This window comes from Catenuloplanes niger (assembly GCF_031458255.1).
GTDB classification, from domain to species: Bacteria; Actinomycetota; Actinomycetes; order Mycobacteriales; family Micromonosporaceae; genus Catenuloplanes; species Catenuloplanes niger.
The window spans coordinates 4760564-4784647 of record NZ_JAVDYC010000001.1; the positions used below are offsets into that span (position 1 = coordinate 4760564).

The 24084-nt window shown below is 71.9% G+C and carries 27 protein-coding genes; 17 read left to right on the plus strand and 10 right to left on the minus strand.

Annotated features, from left to right (window positions below; genetic code table 11):
- Positions 1–4 precede the first annotated feature (4 nt).
- From pstA to J2S44_RS21045, 4 genes are all read right to left on the minus strand, one after another.
- Positions 5–1081: a phosphate ABC transporter permease PstA gene (gene pstA / locus J2S44_RS21030; RefSeq protein ID WP_310416610.1), complete on the minus strand. Its 1077-nt coding sequence runs from the start codon at positions 1079–1081 to the stop codon at positions 5–7.
- Entirely contained in the window at positions 1078–2172 is a 1095-nt protein-coding gene (pstC, locus tag J2S44_RS21035) for a phosphate ABC transporter permease subunit PstC (RefSeq protein WP_310416613.1), read from the minus strand. The genes pstA and pstC overlap by 4 nt, the downstream gene beginning before the upstream one ends.
- A 46-nt stretch (positions 2173–2218) precedes the next feature.
- Positions 2219–3331, minus strand: a complete 1113-nt coding sequence (gene pstS, locus J2S44_RS21040) for a phosphate ABC transporter substrate-binding protein PstS (protein ID WP_310416615.1) — start codon at positions 3329–3331, stop codon at positions 2219–2221.
- A gap of 358 nt (positions 3332–3689) precedes the next feature.
- Entirely contained in the window at positions 3690–4406 is a 717-nt protein-coding gene (locus J2S44_RS21045; protein ID WP_307242625.1) for a winged helix-turn-helix transcriptional regulator, read from the minus strand.
- Between the two features lie 285 nt (positions 4407–4691).
- Between J2S44_RS21045 and J2S44_RS21050 the strand changes: the two genes are divergently transcribed.
- The 7 genes from J2S44_RS21050 (at position 4692) to J2S44_RS21080 (ending at position 10311) form a co-directional block, all read left to right on the plus strand.
- Entirely contained in the window at positions 4692–5657 is a 966-nt protein-coding gene (locus tag J2S44_RS21050; RefSeq protein WP_310416618.1) for a phosphatidylglycerol lysyltransferase domain-containing protein, read from the plus strand.
- A gap of 61 nt (positions 5658–5718) precedes the next feature.
- Complete coding sequence (locus J2S44_RS21055) at positions 5719–6531, plus strand: LmeA family phospholipid-binding protein (RefSeq protein WP_310416621.1); 813 nt, start codon at positions 5719–5721, stop codon at positions 6529–6531.
- Positions 6532–6648: 117 nt separating this feature from the next.
- Positions 6649–7773 (plus strand): IS630 family transposase, encoded by a 1125-nt coding sequence (locus J2S44_RS21060; protein WP_310409359.1) that lies wholly within the window; start codon positions 6649–6651, stop codon positions 7771–7773.
- Between the two features lie 148 nt (positions 7774–7921).
- Positions 7922–7990 (plus strand): Ms5788A family Cys-rich leader peptide, encoded by a 69-nt coding sequence (locus J2S44_RS21065; protein WP_374728003.1) that lies wholly within the window; start codon positions 7922–7924, stop codon positions 7988–7990.
- A gap of 204 nt (positions 7991–8194) precedes the next feature.
- Positions 8195–9043, plus strand: coding sequence for a sulfurtransferase (locus tag J2S44_RS21070; protein WP_310416625.1), 849 nt, complete (start codon positions 8195–8197; stop codon positions 9041–9043).
- Between the two features lie 5 nt (positions 9044–9048).
- Complete coding sequence (locus tag J2S44_RS21075) at positions 9049–9372, plus strand: DUF1416 domain-containing protein (protein WP_310416627.1); 324 nt, start codon at positions 9049–9051, stop codon at positions 9370–9372.
- Between the two features lie 78 nt (positions 9373–9450).
- Positions 9451–10311 carry a hypothetical protein gene (locus J2S44_RS21080; RefSeq protein WP_310416630.1) on the plus strand — a complete coding sequence of 287 codons (861 nt, stop codon included), beginning with the start codon at positions 9451–9453 and terminating at the stop codon, positions 10309–10311.
- Between the two features lie 21 nt (positions 10312–10332).
- On the opposite strand, the gene J2S44_RS21085 is transcribed toward J2S44_RS21080, so the two are convergent.
- Together J2S44_RS21085 and mtfM are read right to left on the minus strand one after the other, a co-directional pair.
- Positions 10333–10950 carry a heme-binding beta-barrel domain-containing protein gene (locus J2S44_RS21085; protein ID WP_310416633.1) on the minus strand — a complete coding sequence of 206 codons (618 nt, stop codon included), beginning with the start codon at positions 10948–10950 and terminating at the stop codon, positions 10333–10335.
- Entirely contained in the window at positions 10947–11051 is a 105-nt protein-coding gene (mtfM, locus tag J2S44_RS21090) for a small membrane protein MtfM (protein ID WP_306835781.1), read from the minus strand. Before mtfM ends, J2S44_RS21085 begins: the two co-directional genes overlap by 4 nt.
- A gap of 14 nt (positions 11052–11065) precedes the next feature.
- Here mtfM and J2S44_RS21095 point away from each other — a divergent pair, with 14 nt between their 5' ends.
- The 4 genes from J2S44_RS21095 (at position 11066) to J2S44_RS21110 (ending at position 13896) form a co-directional block, all read left to right on the plus strand.
- Positions 11066–11440: a DsrE family protein gene (locus tag J2S44_RS21095; RefSeq protein WP_310416635.1), complete on the plus strand. Its 375-nt coding sequence runs from the start codon at positions 11066–11068 to the stop codon at positions 11438–11440.
- 77 nt (positions 11441–11517) lie between these two features.
- Positions 11518–11949 carry a Fur family transcriptional regulator gene (locus J2S44_RS21100; RefSeq protein WP_310416639.1) on the plus strand — a complete coding sequence of 144 codons (432 nt, stop codon included), beginning with the start codon at positions 11518–11520 and terminating at the stop codon, positions 11947–11949.
- Entirely contained in the window at positions 11950–13044 is a 1095-nt protein-coding gene (gene ygfZ / locus J2S44_RS21105) for a CAF17-like 4Fe-4S cluster assembly/insertion protein YgfZ (protein ID WP_310416642.1), read from the plus strand. It abuts the gene before it with no gap.
- Positions 13045–13062: 18 nt separating this feature from the next.
- Positions 13063–13896, plus strand: coding sequence for a beta-keto acid cleavage family enzyme (locus J2S44_RS21110; RefSeq protein ID WP_310416644.1), 834 nt, complete (start codon positions 13063–13065; stop codon positions 13894–13896).
- A gap of 39 nt (positions 13897–13935) precedes the next feature.
- Here J2S44_RS21110 and J2S44_RS21115 read toward each other — a convergent pair whose 3' ends face one another.
- A complete protein-coding gene (locus J2S44_RS21115; RefSeq protein ID WP_310416645.1) occupies positions 13936–14745 on the minus strand; it encodes an alpha/beta fold hydrolase in 810 nt (269 codons plus the stop codon).
- Between the two features lie 136 nt (positions 14746–14881).
- On the opposite strand from J2S44_RS21115, the gene J2S44_RS21120 reads away from it, so the two are divergent.
- From J2S44_RS21120 to J2S44_RS21145, 6 genes are all read left to right on the plus strand, one after another.
- Entirely contained in the window at positions 14882–15478 is a 597-nt protein-coding gene (locus tag J2S44_RS21120) for a helix-turn-helix domain-containing protein (RefSeq protein ID WP_310416647.1), read from the plus strand.
- Positions 15475–16110 (plus strand): hypothetical protein, encoded by a 636-nt coding sequence (locus J2S44_RS21125; protein WP_310416649.1) that lies wholly within the window; start codon positions 15475–15477, stop codon positions 16108–16110. The genes J2S44_RS21120 and J2S44_RS21125 overlap by 4 nt, the downstream gene beginning before the upstream one ends.
- A 76-nt stretch (positions 16111–16186) precedes the next feature.
- The gene (locus tag J2S44_RS21130; protein ID WP_310416652.1) at positions 16187–16498 is read left to right on the plus strand and encodes a DUF2516 family protein; all 312 of its coding nucleotides are present in this window, start codon (positions 16187–16189) and stop codon (positions 16496–16498) included.
- Complete coding sequence (locus J2S44_RS21135; RefSeq protein WP_310416655.1) at positions 16495–17379, plus strand: alpha/beta fold hydrolase; 885 nt, start codon at positions 16495–16497, stop codon at positions 17377–17379. The genes J2S44_RS21130 and J2S44_RS21135 overlap by 4 nt, the downstream gene beginning before the upstream one ends.
- A 69-nt stretch (positions 17380–17448) precedes the next feature.
- Positions 17449–18591 (plus strand): hypothetical protein, encoded by a 1143-nt coding sequence (locus J2S44_RS21140; RefSeq protein WP_310416658.1) that lies wholly within the window; start codon positions 17449–17451, stop codon positions 18589–18591.
- 142 nt (positions 18592–18733) lie between these two features.
- Positions 18734–19525, plus strand: a complete 792-nt coding sequence (locus J2S44_RS21145; protein ID WP_374728004.1) for an EI24 domain-containing protein — start codon at positions 18734–18736, stop codon at positions 19523–19525.
- Positions 19526–20223: 698 nt separating this feature from the next.
- Here J2S44_RS21145 and J2S44_RS21150 read toward each other — a convergent pair.
- The 3 genes from J2S44_RS21150 to J2S44_RS21160 all read right to left on the minus strand — a co-directional run bounded on the left by J2S44_RS21150 (position 20224) and on the right by J2S44_RS21160 (position 24062).
- On the minus strand, positions 20224–21429 hold the full coding sequence (locus J2S44_RS21150; protein WP_310412446.1) for an IS110 family RNA-guided transposase: 1206 nt from the start codon (positions 21427–21429) through the stop codon (positions 20224–20226).
- A 452-nt stretch (positions 21430–21881) separates the two neighbouring features.
- Positions 21882–23261, minus strand: coding sequence for a GH1 family beta-glucosidase (locus tag J2S44_RS21155; protein WP_310416661.1), 1380 nt, complete (start codon positions 23259–23261; stop codon positions 21882–21884).
- Between the two features lie 39 nt (positions 23262–23300).
- Positions 23301–24062 (minus strand): maleylpyruvate isomerase N-terminal domain-containing protein, encoded by a 762-nt coding sequence (locus tag J2S44_RS21160; protein ID WP_310416663.1) that lies wholly within the window; start codon positions 24060–24062, stop codon positions 23301–23303.
- Positions 24063–24084: the final 22 nt, after the last annotated feature.

Sequence of the window (24084 nt, forward strand, 5' to 3'; positions counted from 1 at the left end):
TGCTTCAGCGAGTCAGCCGGTTGCGGCGGGCGATCAGCTTCGCGCCGATGGTCAGGATCAGGACCAGCGCCACCAGGGTGAGCGCCGCCGTCCAGGCGCGGTCCGGGGAGAACCGCGTCGATTCGGTGGCCTGGCTGAACACGAACAGTGCGAGCGACGACTGGTTGTTCTCGAACGGGTTGAAGTTGATCGCGGCGGTGCCGCCGGCGACCAGCAGCACCGGCGCGGTCTCGCCGGCGGCGCGGGCGATCGCCAGCATGATGCCGGTGACGATGCCGGGCAGCGCGGTCGGGATGACGATCCGCAGGATGGTCTTCCACTTCGGCACGCCCAGCGCGTACGCGCCCTCGCGGAGCGGCGCCGGCACCAGCCGGAGCATCTCCTCGGTGGAGCGCACGATCGTCGGGAGCATCAGCACGCTGAGCGCCAGTGCGGCGGCGAAGCCGGAGTAGCCCGGCCTGCCGTCGTTGAAGATCGGCGTGACGATCAGCACCCAGAACGCGAGCACGAACAGACCGGCCACGATCGACGGGATGCCGGTCATCACGTCGACGAAGAAACGGATCGCCAGCGCCAGCCGGCCGCGGCCGTACTCGACCAGGTAGATCGCGCCGAGGACGCCGAGCGGGATGGTGAGCAGCGCGGCGATGCCGACCTGCTCCAGCGTGCCGACGATCGCGTGGTAGGCGCCACCGTTGGGGTCCCGGGCGCCGATGTTGTTCATCGACGTGAGGAAGAAGTCCGCGTCGAGCCGGTTGACGCCGTTGGAGACCAGCGTCCAGACCACGGAGGCCAGCGGCAGGATCGCCAGCACGCAGGCGGCGTGGATCAGCGCGCTCCAGGTGCGGTTGCGCGCGGACCGGACGCCCTCCACCGCGTTCGCCGCGACGAAGAAGCCGATCAGGTAGAAGACCGCGCTTAGCACGATGACCAGCACCCAGTTGCCGATGCCGGTGCCCAGCACCAGCACGGCGGAGAGGGCCAGCGCGGCGACCGCGGTGGCGATCGCGGCCCAGGCGGGCAGCCGCCTGGTGTGCAGGCTGCCGGCCTTGACGTCCTGTTCCGGGGCGAGAAGTGTCATGCGGCCACATCCGTGAACTCGCGGCGGCGGTAGATGATGATGCGGGCCGCCATGTTGACCACCAGGGTGATGGCGAAGAGGACCAGGCCGGAAGCGATCAGCGCGCCGCGGCCGATGTCGTTGGCCTCGCCGAAGCCGTTGGCGATGTTCGACGCGATCGTGGCACCGCCGTTGGTGATGATGTCGGCCGTGATGATGAACGACGAGCCGAGCGTCATGGCCAGCGCGATGGTCTCGCCGAGCGCGCGGCCGAGGCCGAGCATCACGGCGGCGATCACACCGGGGCGGCCGTAGGGCAGCACCGCGGTGCGGATCATCTCCCACTTGGTGGCGCCGAGCGCGAGCGCGGCCTCCTCGTTCTGCTTCGGCGTCTGCATGAACACCTCGCGGGAGAGCGAGGTGACGATCGGCAGGATCATGATCGCCAGGACCAGCGAGCCGAGCAGGATCGAGTTGCCGTACGGGCCCTCACCGCCGAACAACGGGATCCAGCCGAAGTACGTGTGCAGCCAGACCGAGAAGTCCCGGACCGGCTCGATGAAGACGGACCGGCCCCACAGACCGAAGACCACGGACGGGACGGCCGCGAGCAGGTCGATGACGAAGCCGAGGCCGGTGGCGATCCGCCGGTGCGCGTAGTGCGACAGGAAGAGCGCGATGCCCAGCGCGATCGGCACGGCGATGATCAGCGCGATGACCGCGGAGACCACGGTGCCGAAGACGATCGCGGCGATGCCGAACCGCGGCGGCGTGCCGGTGGCGGCCCAGTTGTTGTAGGTGAGGAAGTTCTCCTCGTTGGCCTGCAGCGCCGGGATCGCCTCGGTGATGAGGAAGACCGCGATGGCGACGATGATGACCAGCACGGTGGTGCCGGCGGCGAGAGTCAGGCCGCGGAAGGCCGGCTCGGTGCCGAAGGCCTTGGCGCGCGGCAGCGCGGTGCCGCCGCCGTTCCCCCCGAGCGGGGTGCGCCGGCCGTTACTGGAGTTGTTCTCGATGAGGCCATCGGCAGACGCCGCGAGGCCGGCGGCCCTGGTGTTTCCACCTGGGCCGCCGGCACCGGCGTCGACCGAGCGGGGAGGGGTGTCACCCATCAGCGCGCTCCGTCTTAGGCGTTCGTATCGGGGGGTTGTCGGACCGTCAGGCGATCGCCGCGACGGCGGTCTCGACCTTGGCGCGCACCGTCTCGGGCAGCGGGGCGTAGCCCAGCTCGAGCAGCGCGGCCTGGCCCTCGGTGCTGGCGGCGTAGCCGAGGAAGCCCTTGATCAGCGCGAGCTTGTCCGCGGCGTTGCCGGCCGAGCAGGCGATCTCGTAGGTCACCAGGACGATCGGGTAGGCACCCGCGGTCTTGGTGGCGTAGTCGACGGACATCTTGAGGTCGTTACCGGTGCCGGTGACCTCGGCGCCCTCGATGGTCTTGCCGGCCGCCTCGGCGGTCAGCTCGGTGAACTCACCCGCACCGTTCTGGATGGCGGCGGTGGCGAGGTCGGAGTTCTCCGCGAAGGACATCTCGACGTAGCCGATGGAACCGGCCGAGCTGGCGACGGCGGAGGCGATGCCGTCCGAGCCCTTCTGGCCGGTGCCACCCTTGATGTCGGACGGCCAGGACTTGGCGGCCTCGTAGGTCCAGTCGGCCTCGGCGACCTTCGCCAGGTACTTGGTGAAGTTCTCCGTGGTGCCCGACTCGTCCGAGCGGTGGACCGGGTTGATGGTGACGTCCGGCAGGGTGACGCCGGAGTTGTCGGCGGCGATCTCCGGCGCGTTCCACTTGGTGACCTTGCCGGCGAAGATCTTCGCGAGCGTGGCCGGCGTCAGGTTGAGCTTCTCGACGCCGTCGACGTTGAAGACGACCGCGATCGGGCCGATGACCGCCGGGAGGTGGATGGCCGGGTTGCCCGCGCAGCGCTGGTCGGCCTTCGGCTGCTGGTCTTCCTTGAGCGCCGAGTCCGAGCCCGCGAAGTCCGCGGTGCCGGCGATGAAGGCGTTGATGCCGGCGCCGGAGCCCGAGCCCTCGTAGTTGATGGTCGAGCCGGCGCACGCGGTCTGGTAGGCCTTGATCCACTCAGCGACCGCGTTCTTCTGCGCGGACGAACCCTGAGCGTTCAGCGTGCCGGTCGCGCAGTTGGCGGCGGCGGGGGCGGACGCGCCGGGAGCGGCCGCTTCGGTCTCCGTGTTGTCCGATCCGCAGGCGCTCAGGGCGAGCGTCGTGGTCAGGGCGAGGCACGCGAGAGCGCCGTGCCGGTGGAGCTTCACCGTGGGAATTCCCTTCAATGGACGGTTCGCCGGGTTGGGCGTCCCGGCCGCCGGAATCGCACCGGCTGGTTTGCAAGCTAGGAGCGTCAGGTAGCCGTAACGCCCGGTGTAAATGAACACGGACTTAACAGGTTTGAGCCCGGACGTGTCCTGCGTCTGAGGAAGAGTTGTCCGTTTCGTGAACCGAGTTACTGCTGCCCGATATATCGCTTATATCGTCCCAGTTGATATCGTCACGAGTTGTTGCCGTGACGTTCTCGTTATCAAAGTTGCAGGTCAGAGGCACACAGCAAACGGCCCGGCGGGCGCGATGTAGATCACCGCGCCCGCCGGGCCGTTGGAATTCTGTGGGGTTCGGTTACCCGACCGGGATGGGGGCCAGCTCCGACTCCGGCAGCGGCCGGCTCGGCGGCACCACGAACTTGTAGCCGACCTGGCGGACCGTGCCGATCATCGACTCGTACTCCGAGCCGAGCTTGGCGCGCAGCCGCCGCACGTGCACGTCGACCGTGCGCGTACCGCCGAAGTAGTCGTAGCCCCAGACCTCGCGCAGCAGCTGGTCGCGGGTGAAGACCCGGCCCGGGTGCTGCGCCAGGAACTTCAGCAGCTCGAACTCCTTGTACGTCAGGTCGAGCGGGCGGCCCTTGAGCTTCGCCGCGTACGTGTCCGGGTCGATCGACAGCTCGCCGGCCCGGATCAGCCCCCCGGCACCGGCGGTCGCGTTGGTGAGCCGGCCGACCGCGAGCCGCAGTCGCGCCTCCACCTCGGCGGGGCCCGCGCTGGCCAGGATGACGTCGTCGACGCCCCAGTCCGCGTTCAGCGCGATCAGGCCGGCCTCGGTCACCACCGCGACGAGCGGGACACCGAGCCCGGTGGCGTGCAGCATGCGGCAGGTCGCACGGGCCTCGGCGAGCTCCGAGCGGGCGTCCACGAGGACGGCGTCCGGGCTCGGGCCGGAGACGAGGGTGCGTACGTCGCGGGGAGCGGTCCGCACCGAGTGGGGGAGAAGATCGAGGGCGGGAAGCACGACGGACGGTTCACCCGCGCGTGCCGTCACCAGCAGCAGAATTTCCACACAGACCTCCGTCCTGGCGGCGGGGCCGCGCAGGTGACCGGTAGCGGCGCCGACCTCAGGCCGGCCACCCCGAACTGGCTGATCCCCAGACCGGCTGATCTCCAATTCGACGTTTGGTCCCGGCATCGCTGACGGGCGTCAAGGCATTACCTTAGCCGATCGTTAAACAAAAGCGCTCCTGCGAGTTCAAGGAGTGAGCAAGCGGACGCGGTATTGACACCGGATGAACACACGCGCGATCGGCGTGCTGCGCGTCGCTGTTCCGCGTCTGGCACCATCGCAGTCGTGTTCCCCTCCGCAGCGGATGACGACCGCCCCACGGGCCCGTCCAAGGACGCCGGTTTCTTCCCCAAGGCGCCGAGCCTGGTCGGCGACGCCCGACGCGCCGCGGAGGCGGAGGAGGACGACGAACCGATCGAGCCGGTCGAGGTACGCCGGCTGCTCTCCCTGGCCATCGCCGGGTTCGCGGCGCTGCTGGCGATCGGCCTGATCTTCGGCGCGCAGACCTCCGGACCGGGCAACGCGCGCCTGCCGTACGCGACCGTGGTCTTCGGCGTGCAGCTGCTGTTCATCCTGGCCTGGACGATGGCGACCCGGCCGCCCGCGCTGCCGCTGGTCGCGACGGTGGCGGTGGGCACCGCACTGGCCGCGGACGCCGCGGCCGTGCTGCCCACGGTGGCCGGCATCGGCCCGCTGGTCTGGGTCGCGTGCGGCGGTCTCGCGGCCGGCGTGTTCGGCCAGCTGTTCCGCGCGCAGGACCGGGCCCGGGTGCGTGAGTCGTTCTTCTCCACGCTGGTGATCGTGCTCGGCGTGGTGGTGCTGGCCATGCTGATCGTGCTGACCCGCAAGCCGGCCGGCACCCAGGCGATCGTGGTCTGCCTGACCGCGGCCGGGGTGGCGCTGGTCGTCGCGCGCGCGCTCGACTCCGTGTTCGCCTGGCCCCGGTTCGAGCCGCACGTGCCGCGCGGCGGCCTGGGCGTGGTGCTCGGCACCATGATCGGCACCGCGGTGGCCGCGGTGATCGGGCGGTACCAGGTCGGCTTCGACCCCGGCAGCGCCGCGCTGGTCGGGCTGGTCGCGGCCGGTGCCGCGAGCCTGGTGGACCTCGCCACCGACTACTCGGAGGCCGGCCGCCAGCTCGCCGGCGACGCGCCGACCATGTTCCTGGCCCGGCACATGCAGGGTCCGCTGGGCGGTTTCGCGCTTGCCGCGTCCATGGCGTACCTGATGTCTGTCATGTTCCTCACCTGAGCCCGATGGGTATCCGGTTCCGTAACAAGACTCGAGTGAACGAGTGCGCTGGGAGGCGACGGTGACGGTGTACGAGCAGCCGACCGAGCAGGTTGAGGTCGAGCGGCCGCGGCGCCGCCGGCGGGGACGGGCGTTGCTCATCACGCTCATCGTGTTCCTGATCGTGCTGGGCGTGCTGGTGGTGGTCGCGGACCGGGTGGCGCACGGCTACGCGGAGAACCGCATCGGCACCGAGATCGACGGTCAGCTCGCCGCGCAGGGCCTCAGCGCCGAGCCGGCCGAGGTGTCCGTGGGCGGCGTCCCGTTCCTGACCCAGGTGCTGGCCGGGCGGTACGACGAGATATCCGTGCTGCTGCGCGAGGTGCAGGGCCCGGTGCCCGGCGCGGCCGACGTGGTCCGCATCCCCACGCTCGACATCGACGCGACCGGCGTCTCCGCGCCGCTCGACACGCTGCGCACCGGCCAGGGCGACATCGTCGCGTCGAACGTCAACGGCGTCGGCACGATCGACTACACCAGCCTCGCCGGCATGATCGGCCAGGAGGGCGTCACGCTGACCGAGCGGGACGGCAAGCTGGGCGCGACGCTCCCGGTCGAGGTGCTCGGCCAGCGCGTCGAGCTGAACGGCACGGCGAACATCGCGGTCCAGGACAACACCGTGCAGGTCCGCTTCGACACGCTCTCCGCCGAGGGCCTGCCGGACAACGCGCTGGTCCAGAACCTGATCAGCGGGTACGCCGAGCAGCTGTCCCTCAACGTGGCACTCCCGGCGCTGCCGTTCGGCCTGCAGGTCACCGAGATCAAGCCGGCCGCCGAGGGGCTGCAGGTCACCGCGACCGCGAAGGACGTCCCGCTGAACCAGGGCGGCGCCTAGTGGGCTGTCCACGAACGTTCACCGGGTCTGAGACACGCCGGGCGGCTTGCGCCGCCCGGCGGTGGTTCGGGGGCAGTCTCGGCAGCGTTGTTCGCTGACGAGGGTGGGTGGTGTGGGGTGGCTGAGCCGGTACGGGCACGGCGGTTGACCCAGGACGAGGGCCGCAGGCTGCAACAACTCGTCCGGCGCGGGAAGCACGACTCGGTCCGGGTCCGCCGGGCGTTGATCATCATGGCGTCCGCGTCCGGGACCCCGGTCCCGGCGATCGCCCGGCTGGTCGCCGCGCATGAGGACACGGTCCGGGACGTGATCCACATGTTCAATCAGATGGGGCTGGCCTGCCTAAACCCTCAGTGGGCGGGCGGCCGTCCCCGCCGGATCAGTGAAGACGACGAAGCGTTCATCGTCACGACGGCCACGCAACACCCGCGCCGGCTCGGGCAGCCCTTCACCCGGTGGAGCCTGCGGAAACTCGCCGACTACCTCGCCGGCCGTGATGCCGCCCGGCGGGTGGTCGTCAGCCCGGAGCGGCTGCGGCAACTTTTGCATGACAACGACGTGTCCTGGCAGCGCACACGCACCTGGAAGGAATCGTCGGATCCGGACTTCGACGCGAAACTCGACCGGATAGAGCAGGTCACGAACGCGTTCCTGGACCGGTGTTTCGCCTTCGACCAGTTCGGGCCGCTATCGATCCGCCCGCACCACGGCAGCACGTGGGCACCGCGATCCGATCCGGGCCGGCTGCCCGCGACCTACACCCGCACGCACGGCATCCGCTACTTCCACGGCTGCTACAGCCTCGGCGACGACCAGCTCTGGGGAGTCGTCCGCCGCCGCAAAGGCGCAGATCACAGCCTCGCCGCGCTGCAATCGATCCGCGCGGCGCGGCCGGACGGGGCACCGATCTACGTCATCCTCGACAACCTGTCGGCGAACAAGACCGCGAAAATCCGCCGGTGGGCGGCCCTCAACAAGGTCGAGTTGTGCCTGACCCCGACCAGCGCGTCCTGGGCCAACCCGATCGAGGCCCAGTTCGGACCACTCCGCACGTTCGTCATGGCCGGCTCGGACCACCCGAACCACACCGTCCAGACCGGCGAGCTGCAGAAATACCTACGCTGGCGCAACGCCAACGCCCGCCACCCCGACGTCCTGGCCGCCCAACGACGCGAACGCGCCCGCATCCGCAGCGAACGCCAACACCGCTGGGGTCGACCACGCACCCAGACCGCCGCCTAACCCCGGACCCGGCAAACGTTCGTGGACAGCCCACTAGTCCCTCGGCCCGGCCGGGGCGGCGACCGAGCGTGGGAGTGGTCACTTCCCGCATGGTGGTCGCCCCTGTCCGTCACCTGGACCCGCTGGTAGGGTCCTTCGCATGGGCACGATGCTCACTAAAAGGCGCGCGGTCGACCTGTGCCGCGTGGCCGCCTGCCTCTGTCCCCGCGTCTACTGACGGCGGGGCTGCCTTCACGCCTGCGCGTCGGCTCGATCGAGTCGCGCGACCGCGTGGCACTCGATCTCTCTGAGCCCGGCACCGGCGCCGTCGCACAAACACGAGAACCCTCCACCTACAGGGTCCCGCGCGTGGTGCGACAAACTCTCACCGATAAATCCGCGCGCTGACTCGACCCACCAAATCCTCACAAGGAGTGATTCGATGAGTCGCGACACCGCACTCGTTTCGGCTGACTGGGCCGAGAAGAACATCGACGCGCCCGGCATCGTCTTCGTCGAGGTCGACGAGGACACCACCGCCTACGACGGCGGCCACATCGCCGGTGCGATCAAGCTGAACTGGAAGACCGACCTGCAGGACGAGGTCCGCCGCGACTTCGTCAACAAGGAGCAGTTCGAGGCGCTGCTGTCGTCCCGCGGCATCTCGAACGACGACACGGTCGTGCTCTACGGCGGCAACAACAACTGGTTCGCGGCGTACGCGTACTGGTACTTCAAGCTCTACGGCCACCGCGACGTCAAGCTGATCGACGGCGGCCGCAAGAAGTGGGAGCTCGACGGCCGCCCGCTGGTCAAGGGCGAGGTCTCCCGCCCGGCGACCACCTACGTGGCCCAGGAGCAGGACCTGTCGCTGCGCGCGTTCCGCGACGAGGTCGTGGCCGCGATCGGCACGCAGAACCTCGTCGACGTGCGTTCCCCCGACGAGTACGCGGGCCGGCTGCTCGCCCCCGCCCACCTGCCGCAGGAGTCGGCGCAGCGCGGCGGTCACATCCCGACCGCGGTCAGCGTGCCGTGGAGCAAGGCGGCGAACGAGGACGGCACGTTCAAGTCCGACGACGAGCTCCGCAAGATCTACGGCGACGCCGGGCTCGACGACGGCAAGGACACCATCGCGTACTGCCGGATCGGCGAGCGCTCCTCGCACACCTGGTTCGTGCTCAAGGAGCTCCTCGGCCACCAGAACGTGAAGAACTACGACGGTTCCTGGACCGAGTACGGCTCGCTCGTCGGCGTGCCCGTGGTCCTCGGCGACGAGCCCGGAAAGGCGTGATCACCATGACCACTGTCACCGACGCGACCTGCGCCGCGCCCGACCAGGCCGCCCCGCTGCCGGCCGGCATCGACCTGACGAAGGAAACCGTGATCACCGGCGTGGTGACCTCGGCCGAGGGCGAGGCCGTGCAGGGTGCGTACGTGCGCCTGCTCGACTCGACCGGCGAGTTCACCGCGGAGGTCGTCACGTCCGCCGCGGGCCAGTTCCGGTTCTTCGCCGCCCCGGGCTCGTGGACGCTGCGTGCCCTGTCCCGCCACGGCAACGGTGACCTGACGGTCTCCGCCGACCGCGGCCTCAACGAGTTCGCGGTCACCGTCGGCGACTGACGTCACCGCACCGACCACCGGCCGGTCCGTCCCGCACCCGGGGCGGACCGGCTTTCCTCGTTTTGACACCATGGCGAGGTGACGCAGGCCGAGGTCTCCCCGTGGTGGCGGCGCCGGGGCGTGATGCCGGCCGCGGTCACCGTGTGGGTGCTGGTGATCGCCGGCCTGGGCTACTACTCGTACCGCACCGACGCCCCGACCGTGCGGGACCACCGGCCGCTGGACCGGGCGGTGCCGGTGGCCGAGACCGCGTACGGCACCGTGCTGGCGAAGCTGGCCGAGGGGCCGGGCGACGGCGGCGTGCGACCGGTCATCGTGCTGGAGTCGCCGCGGATCGAGCCGGGCTGCCGGGTGACGACCGCGCGGGACGGCGCGGAGCTGACCCGCCGGGCCACCGTCCACATCACACCGGAGGACACCGCGCCGCTGATCGAGCGGGTCGCCGCGGCCGGCGCGCTGCCCGCCGGCTACCGCAGCTGGCTGGGCCGGGACGCCGGCGGCGTGACGAACTCGTTCCGGGTGGACGCCGGCGACTTCATCGGGCTGCGCGGCATCGTCGAGGAGCCGGGCGTGCTGCGGGTGTCGCTGGAGACCGGCTGCCGGCCGGTCGACGGCCCGCTGCCGGCCGTCGCGGAGCCGGCCCCGGACCCGATGTCGGCCGGCCGCGCCGAGGGCGTGCTCGCGGCGCTGGGCGCGCAGGGTTCGCGGCAGAGCGCGGCGTCCGTGCCGTGCCCGGCGGGCGGCGCACTCACCACCACGCTCGTGGCCGGCTTCCCGGAGCGGGCACCCGCGCTCGCCGACGTGCTGACGCCGCGGGCCGGGCTGGTGCTGACCAGTGGCGAGAAGCGGTTCGCCTACTCCGACGGCGCCCGGGAGGGCGTCGCGGTGGAGGTGGCCGACGGCGGCGAGATCGCGGTCGCCGCGACCACCTCCTGCTGACCGAACCGGTCCGCCGACGACCTAGCCCGCGACGCGCAGCAGCCGGGCGGACAGGTGCGGCGTGAGCGGCAACCCCTCGGCGGCCATGTCGTACGCGTAGAGCAGCGCGCCCTCGACGATGCCGAAGAGCCGGTGGCCCGCCGTCACCTCCTTGGACGTGGCGGTGCGCACGACGAGGTCCGTCACCAGCTCCATCTGGGTGGTGCCCTTGGTCTTGCCGACGTACATCTCCATGATGCCGGTGGGGCTGGTCATCAGCGCCTCGACGTCGTCGGTGACCCGGTCGTTCACCACCACCGGGCGCCACCAGCCGATCTCCCGCCCGGCCGGGCGGATCGGCTTCGCCTCCTCGTCGATGATCCACGCGCGCGACTCGTAGAACAGGAACGGCCGGCCGTCGTGGCTGATCCGCAGTTCCTGCGCGAAGTGGAAGTCCTCACCCTCGAGCGTCGGATAGCCGCCCTGGCCCCGGCCGCGCCACACGCCGACGTACGGCAACAGGCCCAGCAGGTGCGGGTGCAGATCCGGCCCGGAGCGCAGGTCGTGCGTCTCCTCGAACGGGTACGCGTACTCCACCGGGGCGAGCGAGGCCCACGGCGGCAGTAGTGGGTTGTCCGACGATGCGTCCGGCGAAGTCACCAGCGTCCCCTTGAAATCCTTACGGCGAGATACGCGAGACCACCCGCGAGCGCGCCGAAGCCCGCCACCAGCAGGCTGACAAACCCGATCTCGGTAACCATGACCGGCCCATCCTATGCTGACCGTCATGGCCCGATCTCTCGTCATCAAGGTGACCTCCGGCGCGGACGCACCGGAGCGCTGCGCCCAGGCCTTCACGGTCGCCGCCACCGCGGTCGCGGCCGGCGTCGACGTCTCGCTGTGGCTGACCGGCGAGTCCGCCTGGTTCGCGTTGCCGGGCCGGGCCGCCGAGTTCACGCTGCCGCACTCCGCGCCGCTGCCCGACCTGCTGGACGCGGTGCTGGCCGGCGGCCGGGTGACGCTGTGCACGCAGTGCGCGGCCCGCCGGGACATCGGCCCCGAGGACGTGCTCGACGGCGTCCGGATCGCCGGTGCCGCGGTCTTCGTGGAGGAGTCCCTGGCCGACGCCGCCCAAGCGCTCGTCTACTAGCCACCCGGAGCGGGGCGGGGGCCAGCGCGCCTCACGGCGTGGAGCGCCGAACGGCCGCGGCACCGTATGCTCGTTCGGTGTCCGAAACAACGCTGGCCGAGATGTTGCGGGAGCGTGGACTGCGGCTGACACCGCAGCGCCAGCTGGTGCTGCAGGCGGTGCACGAGCTGGGCCATGCCACCCCCGAGCAGGTGCACAACGCCGTGCGTGAGGTCGCCGCCGGCGTCAACATCACCACCGTCTACCGGACGCTCGAGCTGCTGGAGGAGCTGGGGCTGGTCCGGCACACCCACCTGTCGCACGGCTCGCCCACCTACCACCCGGGCGGGCACGACCAGCACATCCATCTGGTCTGCCGGCACTGCGGCACGGTGAGTGAGATGGACCCCATGCTGATGGCGCCGCTGGCCGATGAGCTCACCCGCGAGAAAGGATTCACCGTGGACGTCGGGCACGTGGCCCTGTTCGGCACGTGCGCCGAGTGCGGAGACATCAGCAGGGAGAAGTAGATGCTGGACGTGCCGGGCGCGGTCGGAATCCGGGAGCTGGACGAGTCGGTCCCCGACGCCAAGGGCTTCACGGACGTGGCCGCCCACTACGGCGACCCGGCCCGCGAGCAGCGCCTGCTCGACACCGAGGCGGGCATCGTGGACCGGTCGCACCGCGGCGTGCTGGCCGTGCCGGGCGTGGAGCGGGCCGGCTGGCTGCACTCGCTGACCACCCAGCACCTCGCCGACCTGCGCGACGGCCAGGGCACCGAGCTGCTGGTGCTGTCGCCGCACGGGCACGTCGAGCACCACGCGGGCGTCGCCGAGGTCGGCGAGACGGTCTGGCTGGACACCGAGCCGGCCGGCACCGCGGGCCTGCTCACGTTCCTGTCCAAGATGGTCTTCCTGACCCGGGTCGAGCCGCGCGACGCGACCGCGGAGTGGGCCGTGCTCACGCTGGACGGCCCCCGTGCCGCCGAGGCGCTGGCCCGGATCGGCGTGCCGGACCTGCCGCCGCCGTCGGTGCAGCCGGTGCCGGGCCCCAAGTTCCCCAGCGGCCTGCTCAAACCCCAACCCACCAGTGGGTACGCGGTGCGCGCGCTGCCGTCCGGCGGGTTCGTGCGGGCCGGGCGGCTGGGCTACGACCTGATCGTGCCGCGCGCGGGCGTCGCCGCGCTGGTGACGGCGCTCGGCGTACCCCCGGCGGGTCTGTGGGCCTATGAGGCGCTGCGGGTGGCGGCCGGCCTGCCGCGGGCCGGGTTCGAGACCGACCACCGGACGCTGCCGAGCGAGGTCGGCCTGATCGAGCCCGCGGTCCACCTGGACAAGGGTTGCTACCGCGGTCAGGAGACGATCGCGCGCGTGCACAACCTGGGCCGGCCGCCGCGCCGCATGGTGCTGCTGCACCTGGACGGGATCAGCTCGGACGAGTCACCGGCCGTGCACACGCCGGTGACGAACGAGACCGGTAAGGAGATCGGTTTCGTCGGCACGGCCGTGCGGCACCACGAGCTCGGTACGATCGCGCTGGCCGTGATCAAGCGGAACACGCCGGACGACGCGGCGCTGCGAGTGGGCGTGTCGGCCGCGGCCATCGACCCGACGATGACCCTGTAGCTCCCGGAAGGACGCCGGATGTCCCTCGGCACGTTGATCACGGTGGCGCCGACCGGGGCGGAGACGCGTAAGCAGGACGCGCCGGCGCTGCCCGTCACGCTCGACGAGCTGCTGCACACCGCGAAGGAGTGCGCCGCGCTCGGCGCCGCGATGATCCACGTCCACGTGCGGGACGACGCCGGCGAGCCCACGCTCGACCCGGGCCGGTTGCGCGAGACGGTGGCCGCGCTGCGCGCCGAGACCGACCTGATCGTGCAGCTCTCCACGGGTGGCGCGGTCGGCGACCCGGAGGAGGCGCGCCGCGCGGTGCTGGACGCCGGGCCGGACGCGGCGTCGCTCACCATGGGCTCGGTCAACTTCGGCGACGGCGTGTTCCTGAACCGCTGGCCGTTCGTCGTCGACCTGCACCGTCGCATGCGGGACCGCGGGATCGTGCCGGAGTACGAGATCTTCGACCTGGGCCAGTTGCACGCGCTGCGGCGGCTGCTGGCGGAGGACGGGCTGCCGGCCGGCGGTCACGTCCACCTCGACCTGGTGATGGGCGTGCCCGGCGGGATGGACGGCACCACCGAGACGGTCGCCGCGTGCCTGGCCGCGATGCGTGACCTGCCGGACGACCTGACGTTCTCCGCGACCGGCATCGGGCGGACCACGATCCCGGTGATGCTGGCCGCGCTGTCCGCCGGCGGGCACCTGCGGGTCGGTATGGAGGACACGCTGACCTACGCGAAGCACCGGCCGGTCGAGTCGAACATGCAGCTGGTGGCGCGGGCGGTGGGCCTCGCTCAGCTCGCCCAGCGCCCGCCGCTGACGCCCGCGCAGGCCCGCGAGCTGCTCGGCCTCACCGCCTGACCGGGGCGTCCCGCCGGCCCGCGGGACGCCTCGACCTGGTCAGCCGCGCAGAGCGCCCAGGAACGACAGCACGATGCGGTTGACCGCCTCCGGCCGCTCCAGCGGGGCCAGGTGTGCCGCGTCCGGGATGTCCGGCAGGCGGTGCGCGTTCGGGATCTCCGCGGCCATCCGGTCCGCCAGCCGGCGGATGTCCGGCACGTCCGCAGCACCGGCCGTGACCAGCGTCGGCGGGCGCACCTCCGCGAGCCGGTAGGTGGCCACCGGGTTCAGCTGGTGCACGTCCACCTGGCCCAGCGCGGCCTCGGCCGCGAGCGCGCGCCGGTCCATCCGCCAGGCGAGTTCGAGCAGGTCCGGGTCCATCGTCGCGATGTCCCGCCCGGGACCGACCACCCAGAAACGGACCTCGGCCTCGGCCATCGCGTCCACGTCGTCCGTGCCGACCTCGGCGGCGAGCGCCTCCCACAGCTCGTCCACCTCTTCGGACCACTCGTGGCCGGAGAGCGCGGAGCCGATCAGCGCGAGGCCGGCGACCCGGTCCGGGTACGCGATCGCGGTGTCGATCGCGACCGCGCCGCCGAACGAGGCCCCGACCAGCACGGCCCGCTGGATCTGCAGCGCGTCCAGCAACGCGATCACGTCGTCGTGGTGCGCGAACGGCGTGCGGGTCAACGTGGACTCCCCGTAGCCGCGCAGATCCAGCCGGATCACGCGGTGCATCACGGAGAGCGGACCGACCTGCTCGCGCCACATGCGTCGATCGGCGATGCCCGCGTGCAGCAGGAGCACGGCGGGGCCGGTGCCGTCGTCGTCGTAGGCGAGGCTCGCCCCTGGAAGATCAAGATAAGGCACCTAGCGACAGTAGGTCGCATCGATGCCCGCGGCAATGCGAGTTCTGTCTACGTTCCGTAACGCGCCCCGAGTGACGGTGCTAACTCGCGCTAGCACTTTGCTTGCAAGAGTTAGCACTCGGGACTACCGTCGAGGCATGGCACCGGCAGACCTACCGCGCGACATCGGCGGATTCATCCGCGACATGCGGCGCAACGCGAAGATCTCGCTCCGGCAGCTCGCCGAGCAGGCCGGGGTCAGCAATCCGTACCTCAGCCAGATCGAGCGCGGCCTGCGCAAGCCGAGCGCCGAGGTGCTGCAGCAGCTCGCGGGCGCACTGCGGGTCTCCACCCCGGCGATGTACCTGCGGGCCGGGCTGCTCGAGGGCGACGCGCCCGGCGTGCTGGAGGCCATCGCGGGCGACCCGGACCTCACGATGGCGCAGAAGCAGTCCCTCACCCAGATCTACGACACGTTCCGCCGGGAGAACGCACGCGAGGCCGCGGCCGCGGCCGCTGCGGCCGCCGAGACCGCCGCGGCGGAGGCTGCGACGGCTGCTGCCGCGGCTTCTGCCACGGCCGCCACAGCTTCCGACACGGCGGGGGCTGCGGCGGCCGGGGCCTCCGCCGCGGCGGCGGGCGTGCGGACGGACGGCACGGAGAAGGCCGCGACGGACGGTGACGCGGCCGAGCAGGCGCCCCCGGTGACGAAGGCGCCGACCACGACCACCCCCACGACGGAGGAGACGCCATGACGAACCAGACCGAGACCACGACCCCCGCGAACACCCGCATCCCCACGCCGCTCTACGCGGTGGCCGGCGCGGGCGACCTGGCGTACCAGCAGATCCGCAAGCTTCCCGAGGTGGTCGAGCAGCTGCGCGAGCGCGTGCCGGTCGCGGTGGCGGAGCTGCGCACCCGCGCCGAGGAGCTGAACGGGCGGCGCGACGAGATCCGTACCCGTGCGGTCGAGGGCCTGAAGGTCGCCCAGGCGCAGGCCGGCACGCTGCGGGAGCGCGCCGCCGGCCCGGAGAGCGAGGTGGCGAAGCTGACCGAGGCCGCCAAGCGCAACGCGGCCGCCGCGCTCGCGGTCGCCCAGGCCGGCGCGCAGGTCGCACAGCAGCGCGCGGTCAGCACGTACGCGGCGCTGGTCGCGCACGGCGAGCGCGTGGTCGGCACCGGCGTGGTGCAGGCCGCCGACACGGTGAACGCGGACATCGAGGCGACCGAGGCCCCGGCCGAGGTCACCGCGACCCCGGCGGATGTGGCCGCGGCGACCGCGACTCCGGCGGACGTGGCCGCGGCGACCGCGACCCCGGCGGATGTGGCCGCGGTGCCGGGCCCGCGGAAGCGGGTGGCGAAGAAGGCCGCGCCGGCCGCGGAGTGACCCGGCGAGCGCGAGGCCCGATGCGCGGGCCTCGCGCTCCGCTACCGCGCGGCGGGGAACGCTCTAAGCTTGGGGCATGGCAGCCGACGTCCCGATCTTCGCCTTCTACGTTCGCAACATCATCGACCTGGTGATCCTCTTTCTGGCGCTGGTCGTGCTCGGCGTCTCGTTCGTGCACTGCCTCACCCAGCGGGCGGACGGTTTCCCCGCCATCGGCACGCTGCCCAAGGGCGGCTGGCTGGCGATCCTCGGTCTCTGCATGGTCTTCTGCCTGCTGCTGAGCCGGCAGACCATCTTCCAGATGATCGGCATCGCGGCCGCGATGGTGTACCTGCTGGACGTCCGCGTCGGCCTGCGGGACCTCTCCGACGGCAAAGGCTTCTGGTGAGAGATTTCCGCTGGCCGCCCCGCCCCGACGGCGGCCCTCGGACCTACGGTCCCGGCCCCTCGGCCCCGCGCAGCGGCCGTCCCACGCTTCCCGAACCGCCGACCGACATCGTGCGGACCCCGCACGGGGTGCGGCTGGAGCGGCTGATCGGCGGCACCGGCGACCCGGGCACCGTGTTCGCGCACGGGCTGGCCGGCAGCATCGCCGCGACCCGGCCGCTGGCCAGCGCCGTGCTCGGCCGGCGCGTCTTCTTCCAGTTCCGCGGCCACGGGCGCTCCGAGGCGCCGCCCGGCCCGTGGGACTATGCCGACCTGGCCCGTGACCTGCGGGCCGTCGCCGACCTGTCGGACGCCACCCGCGCGCTCGGCGTCAGCATGGGCGCTGCCGCGCTGGCCCGCCTGCTCGCGGAGAGCCCGGGCCGGTTCTCCCGGGTGGTCTTCTTCCTGCCGATCCCGGTGGACGAGCCGCGCGGCGACGCGCTGCGCGACCGGATCGAGACGCTGCTCGCGACCGTCGAGGACGGCGACCTGGCCGCGGTCGCGGAGGCGGTCTCCGCGGAGCTCCCGCCGTCCGTGCGCAACACCCCGGCCGGCTGGGGCTACCTACGCCAACGCGTCGAGCAGCTGTCCCGGGACGGTCTCGGTGCGGACCTGGCCGGCCTGGCCGACGCGGTCCCGGTGCCGGACACCGCCGCGCTCGGCACGGTGACCGCGGAGGCCCTGGTGATCGGCGCGCGCGGCGACGACCTGCACCCGGTGGAGGCGGCCGAGCGGCTCGCCGGGATGCTGCCGCGCGCGACGCTGCACGTCTACGACCGGCCCGGCCCGGTCTTCACCCACCGCGCCGACCTCCGCGAGCGCATCTCCGGCTTCCTGAACTGACCCGTCCGGATTCCATGCCGATACCTGCGTAACCTTTACCTGCCGTTTTGCGGTGATTTGGGTGTGAAGGTGTCGCCGAGGATCGTGTTCGCGGCCATCGTGGTGTGCGGCCTCCCATCCGCCATCCACGTAGGCTGGCGCCTGGGCGGCCTCTCCTCGCCGCTCGGCCCGTCCGGAGTCGGCCTGTTCGGCGACGCGCCCGCCGGCGCCCCGCCGAGCGCGGTCGCGACCTGGGGCACCGCGCCACCGGGCAGCACGCCGCACGACCCACCCGGCACCGCCGCGGGCCGGCGCGTGGTGAGCCCGCTCCCCGGCGCGCCCGCACCGGCCGGCCCACCGACACCGGCCGGGACCGGTGGTCCCACGCCACCGGCCACCACCGGCGCGGCCACCTCGGCACCCCCGCCGGCCACCGGCGCCCCGTCCCCGCCGGCGACCTGCACCCCGGTGCCGCTGCTGCCGATCTGCGCACCGACCGGCCCCGCCGACCCGACCGGGCCGGTCGAGTCCGGCCCCGGCGGCGACCCGGAGGGCACGTCCTCACCGCTGCCGATGCCCACCGCCCCCGTACCCGAGTCCACCCCCTCCGGCGACTGGCCGGCCTGGCCCGAGTGGCTGGAATCGGCCACGGCCACACCCCCACCCCCGCCGGAACCGCCCGCCGACTGGCCGGCCCCACCGGACGCCTGGCCGGAGTCCACCTCCACCTCCACGTCCCTCCCGAGGCCGATCCCCACTCCACCACCGGCGTCGTCCGGCACCCGGCCCGTACCGGCGTGGTTCGGTGACCGGCCCGAGTCGGCGTCGTCCGACCGGCCGGAGCCGGCGCTGTCTGGCGGCCAGTCGGAACTGGCGCTCTCCGACAGGCAGGCGAAGCCGGTAGCGTCCGGTGATCGGCCGGTATCGGCGCTGTCCGAGGAACGGGCAGAATCGACGGCCTCCGACGATCGGCCCGAACCGACGCCGTCGGAGGAGCAGGCGGAACCGGTGGCCTCTGGTGAGCGGCCGGAATCGGCGCTGTCCGAGGAGGTGGAGCCGGTGGCTTCTGGTGATCGGCCGGAACCGACGCCGTCCGAGGAGCAGACGGGACCGGCGGTCTCCGGGGATCAGCTGGAATCGGCGCTGTCCGACGAGGAGGCGGAGCCGGCGGCGACCGGCGACCGGCCGGAAGCGACGCCGTCCCCGGATCAGGCGGAACCGGCGCTGTCGTAGGAGCGGCCCGAGCCGGCGCGGTCCCGGAGACGGCCGGGGCGCTCGCGCACTCCCGGTGCCGGGAGGCGGGGATGGCGCGCTGCCCTTAGGCTTCCAGGTCGTGACGCTTCCGCAGCAGCCCGGCCCGCACGCCCGGCCTCCGATCACCGCACACCCGGCCGCCGTCCGCGCCGGCAGCACCGCGCAGGAGTTCCTCGCCGGGATCCGGATGCTGCTGCGCGGCCTCGGCCTCTACGTCAGCAACCCGCGCCTGATGGCGTTCGGACTGATCCCCGCGTTCATCTCCGGCCTGCTCTACCTGGCCGCGTTCGGCACGCTGTTCTACTTCGTGTCCGACATCTCGGAGTGGCTCACGCCGTTCGCGAACGGCTGGGACGAGGGCTTTCAGGAGATCGTCCGGCTCGCCGTCGCCGCCGGGGTACTGGGCCTGTTCGTCCTGGTCGGCATGCTCACGTTCACCGCGATCACGCTGCTGATCGGCGACCCGTTCTACGAGAAGATCTCCGAGGCGGTGGAGAACCGCTACGGCGGCGTGCCTGACGAGGTCGACCTGCCCTGGCACAAGACCATGCGGCTGAGCCTGACCGATTCGATCCGCCTGATCGGCCTGACCATCCTCTGCGGCATCCCGCTGTTCGTGCTCGGCTTCATCCCGCTGATCGGCCAGACCGTCGTCCCCGTGGTCGCAGCGCTGGTCGGCGGCTGGTTCCTGGCCATCGAACTGACCGGCTTCCCGTTCTACCGCCGCGGCCTCCGCCTCGCCGACCGCCGCCGCGTCTTCCGCGCCCACCGCCCCGCCGCGCTCGGCTTCGGCGTCGGCGTCTTCGTCTGCTTCCTCATCCCGCTCGGCGCCATCCTCGTCACCCCCGCCGCCATCGCCGGCGCCGCCCTCCTCTCCCGCCGCTCCCTCGGCTTCCCCATCGACCACCCCTGACCCCACCCACCACCTAACCCACAAAGCCCGATATCCCCTCCCCATCGCGGCCCGCTCCCCACGCCCGGCCTCGGTCCGCACGCTTCGGACATGGCGCGGTTCGCGCGTTTCCCGCGCGGCGCGTTTCGCGCGTTCCCGCGTGGCGCGCGCTTCCCGCGCTTCCCGCGCTTCCCGCGTGGCGTGGTCCGCGCTTTCGCGCGCTGCGGGTCCGTGCGCTCTCCGCGCTGCTGGTCTGCGCTGCCGGGCGCTACGCGCCCGAAATTTCGGCATAAGGCGGCCGAAGCTCGGGAGGCGGATTTGCCACAGTGCACTCGCCCAGAGCCGAAGGATCATTGACCGATGCACAATGGCGGTCAAAAGCGCGAGTTGACCTCTCTTACGTATCGGTCAATGATCCTCGATCTTCGGTGCGCCTCCGCCCACGCTCCTTCCGCGAGGCTTTGCTCTGCTTACACCACTCACATGTGCGTGCATCGTGCGTCGCGCGCCGCCGGCACGAGCTGATCCCGAGTCCGTCCGATGGGGTCTGCGTCCGGGCGGTGGAGTGCGGCTTCGATGAGAAGAAGCACCCGCCTGACCTGCGTCGAGAGTGCAGCGCGGCGCAAATTTGACGCAGGTAAGCAGAGCAAAGATGGCTGCGGGTGACCGGCTGGCTGGGCAGGGTGGGGCGCGGCTGGGGGGTGTCCCTATGGTTTTCGTCAAGCCTCAGGGGCAGATTCCTTGGTTGTTTTGGGCTGGTACGGGGTTTTGGTGCGGAGCATGGCGTGGAGGACGTCGGCGCGGCGGCGGGCGAGGCAGATGATGGCGGCGTTGTGTTTCTTGCCCTCAGCGCGTTTGCGGTCGTAGTAGGCCCTGGATGGTGGGTGGGACAGCGACGCGAACGCGGCGAGGAAGAACGCGCGTTTGAGCTGCTTGTTCCCGGATTTCGGCGGGTGTTCGCCGCGGATCGAGCTGCCGGAACGCCGCGTCACGGGCGCGAGCCCGGCGTAGGCGGCGAGGTGCCCTGCGGTCTTGAACGCGGTGGCGTCGCCGACTTCGAGGAGTATCCGGGCGCCGGTCCTGACGCCGATGCCGGGCATCGAGGTCAGGACCTCGGCGAGAGGGTGGGCATCAAGCATCCGTTCGACCTCGTCCGCGACCTGGTCACGCTGCTGCATGGCCTGCCGGAGGCTGTCGGCGAGTCGGGGCAGGACGGTCTCGGCGGCGGTGGTGCCGGGGACGGTGACGGTCTGCTCGTCCAGCGCGGCCAGGACCTGCTCGATGAGCCGGGCTCCCATCCGTGGCGCCTTCGGGGCGACGATCGAGGTGAGGTCGCGCCGGCCGGTCGTGCGCAGCCCAGCGGGGCCGCCGCAACGGGACAGCAGTTCCAGCACCGCTGGGTGGGTGACTTTGGGGCCGAGGATGCGTTCCAGTGGCGGGTGGATCTGGGTGAGCAGGCCGCGGATGCGGTTGCTGATCCGGGTGGCCTCGCCGGCCAGGTCGTCGTCGTAGCCGATCAGGACCTCCAGCTCGGCGAGGGTCTCGTCGCCGGTGTCGACGCGGCGCAGGGTGTGGGGCAGGGTGCGGGCGGCGTCGGCGATGACGTAGGCGTCTCTGGCGTCGGTCTTGGCCGTGCCGGGGTGGAGGTCGGCGAGGCGGCGCATCGCGAGTCCGGGCAGGTAGGCGACCTGGCAGCCGGTGGCGCGGGCGACCGCGACGGGCAGGGCGCCGATCGAGGCGGGCTGATCGACGACGACCAGGACCCGGCCGTGCCGGGCGAGTTTGGTGAACAGGGTCTTCAGACGTTTCTCGGTGTTCGGCAGCGGCGCATCGTGCAGCCGCTTTCCGTCCCGGCCGAGGGCGACCGCGTGGTGGTCGCTCTTGCCGACGTCGAGCCCGAGGAACACGTCGTACTCGTTGTGCACCGCATGCCTTCCATCACCGCAGGTCAACCGGGGTCCAGTCGCGGTCGGGCGTCGAACTGCCGGCACCCACGTTACGAAGAGACCAACCCCAGCAAGCGGGGCGGCCGGGTCCCTATTCAGCGGTCCGTCGACGCCACCCGACCCGGCGGCAACACCCCCCGGATCATGCGTACGACAGGGGGAAAGAGCCATACCGAGCCGAGCGACCAAACAACCCCGAAGGGGTTGATCAAAAAGGTAACGGGTGAGGGGCGGCGGGCTCGCGGGGGTTTCGGGAGTGGGCCGGGACCGGCTCCGTCGCGGCGGCCGGAGCGGAGCGCCGGCGGAGTCGGAGGCCTCCGCGCGGTTGGCCCGCGGGAGCATGCCCGGCGCGACCACGCCGGGAGCGGGAAGATCGGTCGTCGAGGGAATGGTGGGCGCCGGGTCGGGAGTGGCCCGGCGCCCGGGGTGGGTCAGAGGCCGTTGTTGCGGATGACCTGGGAGTAGAAGCGGGCGCTGTCCTTGGGGATGCGGCGCTGGGTGTGGTAGTCGACGTAGACCACGCCGAAGCGCTTGCGGTAGCCCTCGGCCCACTCGTAGTTGTCCATCAGGGACCAGACGAAGTAGCCGCGCAGGTCGACGCCGCGGGCGATCGCGTCGTGGCAGGCGCGCAGGTGGCCGTCGAGGTAGGCGACGCGGTCGGTGTCGGGTACCCGGTCGCCGGTCTCGTCCGGGCCGGTGGGGTACGCGGCGCCGTTCTCGGTGATCATGAGCGGCGTGCCGGGGTAGTCGCGGTGGATGCGCTCCAGCAGGCGGGTCAGCGCGGCCGGCTCGATCGCCCAGCCCATGTCGGTGACCGGGCCGGCGGCCGGCAGGAACTCGATGCCCTCGGTGCCGGGCGCGGTCGGGTTGCCGTCGATGCCGGGCTTCGACCGGACGTAGGTCGGCGAGTAGAAGTTGATGCCCAGCACGTCGATCGGCTGGTTGATGATGGTTTCGTCGCCGGTGCGCAGCCAGCTCAGGTCCGAGAACCGGCGGATGTGCTGGAGTACGTCGTCCGGGTAGGACCCGCGCAGGATCGGGTCGAAGAAGATCCGGTTCTGCAGGCCGTCGACCAGGTGCGCGGCGGCCACGTCGGCCTCGCTGTCCGGGTCGGCGGGGGAGACCGCGGCCGGATTGAGCGTGATGCCGAGCTTCTGCACGCCCGCGTCCCGGAGCGCGCGCGTCGCCATGCCATGGCCGAGCAGCAGGTGGTGGACGGCCTTGAACGCGGCCTCCGGGTCCTGGACGCCGGGCGCGTGGATGCCGGCGGCGTAGCCCAGGTAGGCGGAGCACCACGGCTCGTTCAGCGTGGTCCAGGTCTCGACCCGGTCGCCGAGCCGCTTGTGGACCGCCTGCGCGTAGTCGGCGAAGGCGAAGGCCGTGTCCCGCGACGTCCAGCCGCCACGGTCCTCCAGCGACTGCGGCAGGTCCCAGTGGTACAGCGTGACGACCGGGGTGATCCCCTTGCCGCGCAGTTCGTCCACGAGCCGGTCGTAGAAGTCGAGGCCGGCCGGGTTGACCGGGCCGGCGCCGTCCGGCTGGATGCGCGGCCAGGCGATCGAGAACCGGTACGCCTGCAGGCCCAGGTCCGCCATCATGGCCACGTCGTCGCGGTACCGGTGGTAGTGGTCGCAGGCGACGTCGCCGGTGTGCCCGGCGTAGACCTTGCCGGGCGTGCGGCTGAACGTGTCCCAGATCGAGGGGCCGCGGCCGTCCTCACGGGCGGCGCCCTCGATCTGGTAGGAGGCCGTGGCGGACCCCCAGAGGAAGCCCTTGGGGAACGTCACGCTCGGTGTTGAGGGGTTAGTCACGTCGCCATTATCACTCTCGGATCATGACGGCGGGTGCGGTCAGCCGATGCGCAGGCCGTCCAGCAGAGAACGCTCTCCGGTGATTTCCAGCGTGTCGAACGGGATTCGGCCGTGCAGCGCCAGCAGCAGGTCGCTGGCGGAGCCGGCCGCGAGCACGCGCGCGCGGTGGTCGTCGGAGTCCAGGATCGTGTCCGTGTCGAGCAGTGCCAGGCCCTCGCCGCGCAGCCGGACGAACCACTCGTGCTGCAGGTCGGAGGCGACCAGGTGGATCATGCCGAACCGGTCGCGCGGGCCGGTGCCGCGGCCGGCCGGGAGCAGCGTGTCGAGCAGTTCGGCCAGCCCGTCCACGGCCAGCTTGGCCTCGACCGGCTCGGACAGCCCGATCGTCATCTGCGCGTCCCACCGGTGCAGCGTGGTCAGGTGCGCGGCGCGGCGCAGCCAGAACGCGGCCTTCTTCGGCGCGGGCATCGGGTTCCACGCGGGCAGGTCCTCCTCCACGCCCTCCAGCGTCGCCAGCGCGGCCGCGTACCGCTCGTCCCACCAGACCAGCGGGTCGACGCCGGCCGGGACGCCGCTCGCCGGCCGGGTCGCCTCGGGTGCGGTGGTCACCCCGCGCGTGACGTGCGTGACGACCCACTCGTAGAAGCCGCCGAGGTGGCCGATGAGGTCCGTCACGGTCCACTCCGGACGGGTGGGGACGGGCGCGCCCAGCGCCTGTTCCCCGAGGGCCGCGCGGAACGCGGGACCCTCGGCGCGCAGCGCGCCGATCCAGAAGTCTTTCGTGGCATGCAGCTTCGTCATGACCGTTCCTCCCACGCGGCCG

Excerpts from the sequence above, each read along its gene's own strand:
- pstA (WP_310416610.1), bottom strand. The coding sequence starts at position 1,081 with ATGACACTTCTCGCCCCGGAACAGGACGTCAAGGCCGGCAGCCTGCAC.
- pstC (WP_310416613.1), bottom strand. The coding sequence starts at position 2,172 with ATGGGTGACACCCCTCCCCGCTCGGTCGACGCCGGTGCCGGCGGCCCA.
- J2S44_RS21070 (WP_310416625.1), top strand. The coding sequence starts at position 8,195 with ATGAGTCGCGACACCGCACTCGTTTCGGCTGACTGGGCCGAGAAGAAC.
- J2S44_RS21075 (WP_310416627.1), top strand. The coding sequence starts at position 9,049 with ATGACCACTGTCACCGACGCGACCTGCGCCGCGCCCGACCAGGCCGCC.
- mtfM (WP_306835781.1), bottom strand. The coding sequence starts at position 11,051 with ATGGTTACCGAGATCGGGTTTGTCAGCCTGCTGGTGGCGGGCTTCGGC.
- J2S44_RS21095 (WP_310416635.1), top strand. The coding sequence starts at position 11,066 with ATGCTGACCGTCATGGCCCGATCTCTCGTCATCAAGGTGACCTCCGGC.
- ygfZ (WP_310416642.1), top strand. The coding sequence starts at position 11,950 with ATGCTGGACGTGCCGGGCGCGGTCGGAATCCGGGAGCTGGACGAGTCG.
- J2S44_RS21110 (WP_310416644.1), top strand. The coding sequence starts at position 13,063 with ATGTCCCTCGGCACGTTGATCACGGTGGCGCCGACCGGGGCGGAGACG.
- J2S44_RS21120 (WP_310416647.1), top strand. The coding sequence starts at position 14,882 with ATGGCACCGGCAGACCTACCGCGCGACATCGGCGGATTCATCCGCGAC.
- J2S44_RS21125 (WP_310416649.1), top strand. The coding sequence starts at position 15,475 with ATGACGAACCAGACCGAGACCACGACCCCCGCGAACACCCGCATCCCC.
- J2S44_RS21130 (WP_310416652.1), top strand. The coding sequence starts at position 16,187 with ATGGCAGCCGACGTCCCGATCTTCGCCTTCTACGTTCGCAACATCATC.
- J2S44_RS21160 (WP_310416663.1), bottom strand. The coding sequence starts at position 24,062 with ATGACGAAGCTGCATGCCACGAAAGACTTCTGGATCGGCGCGCTGCGC.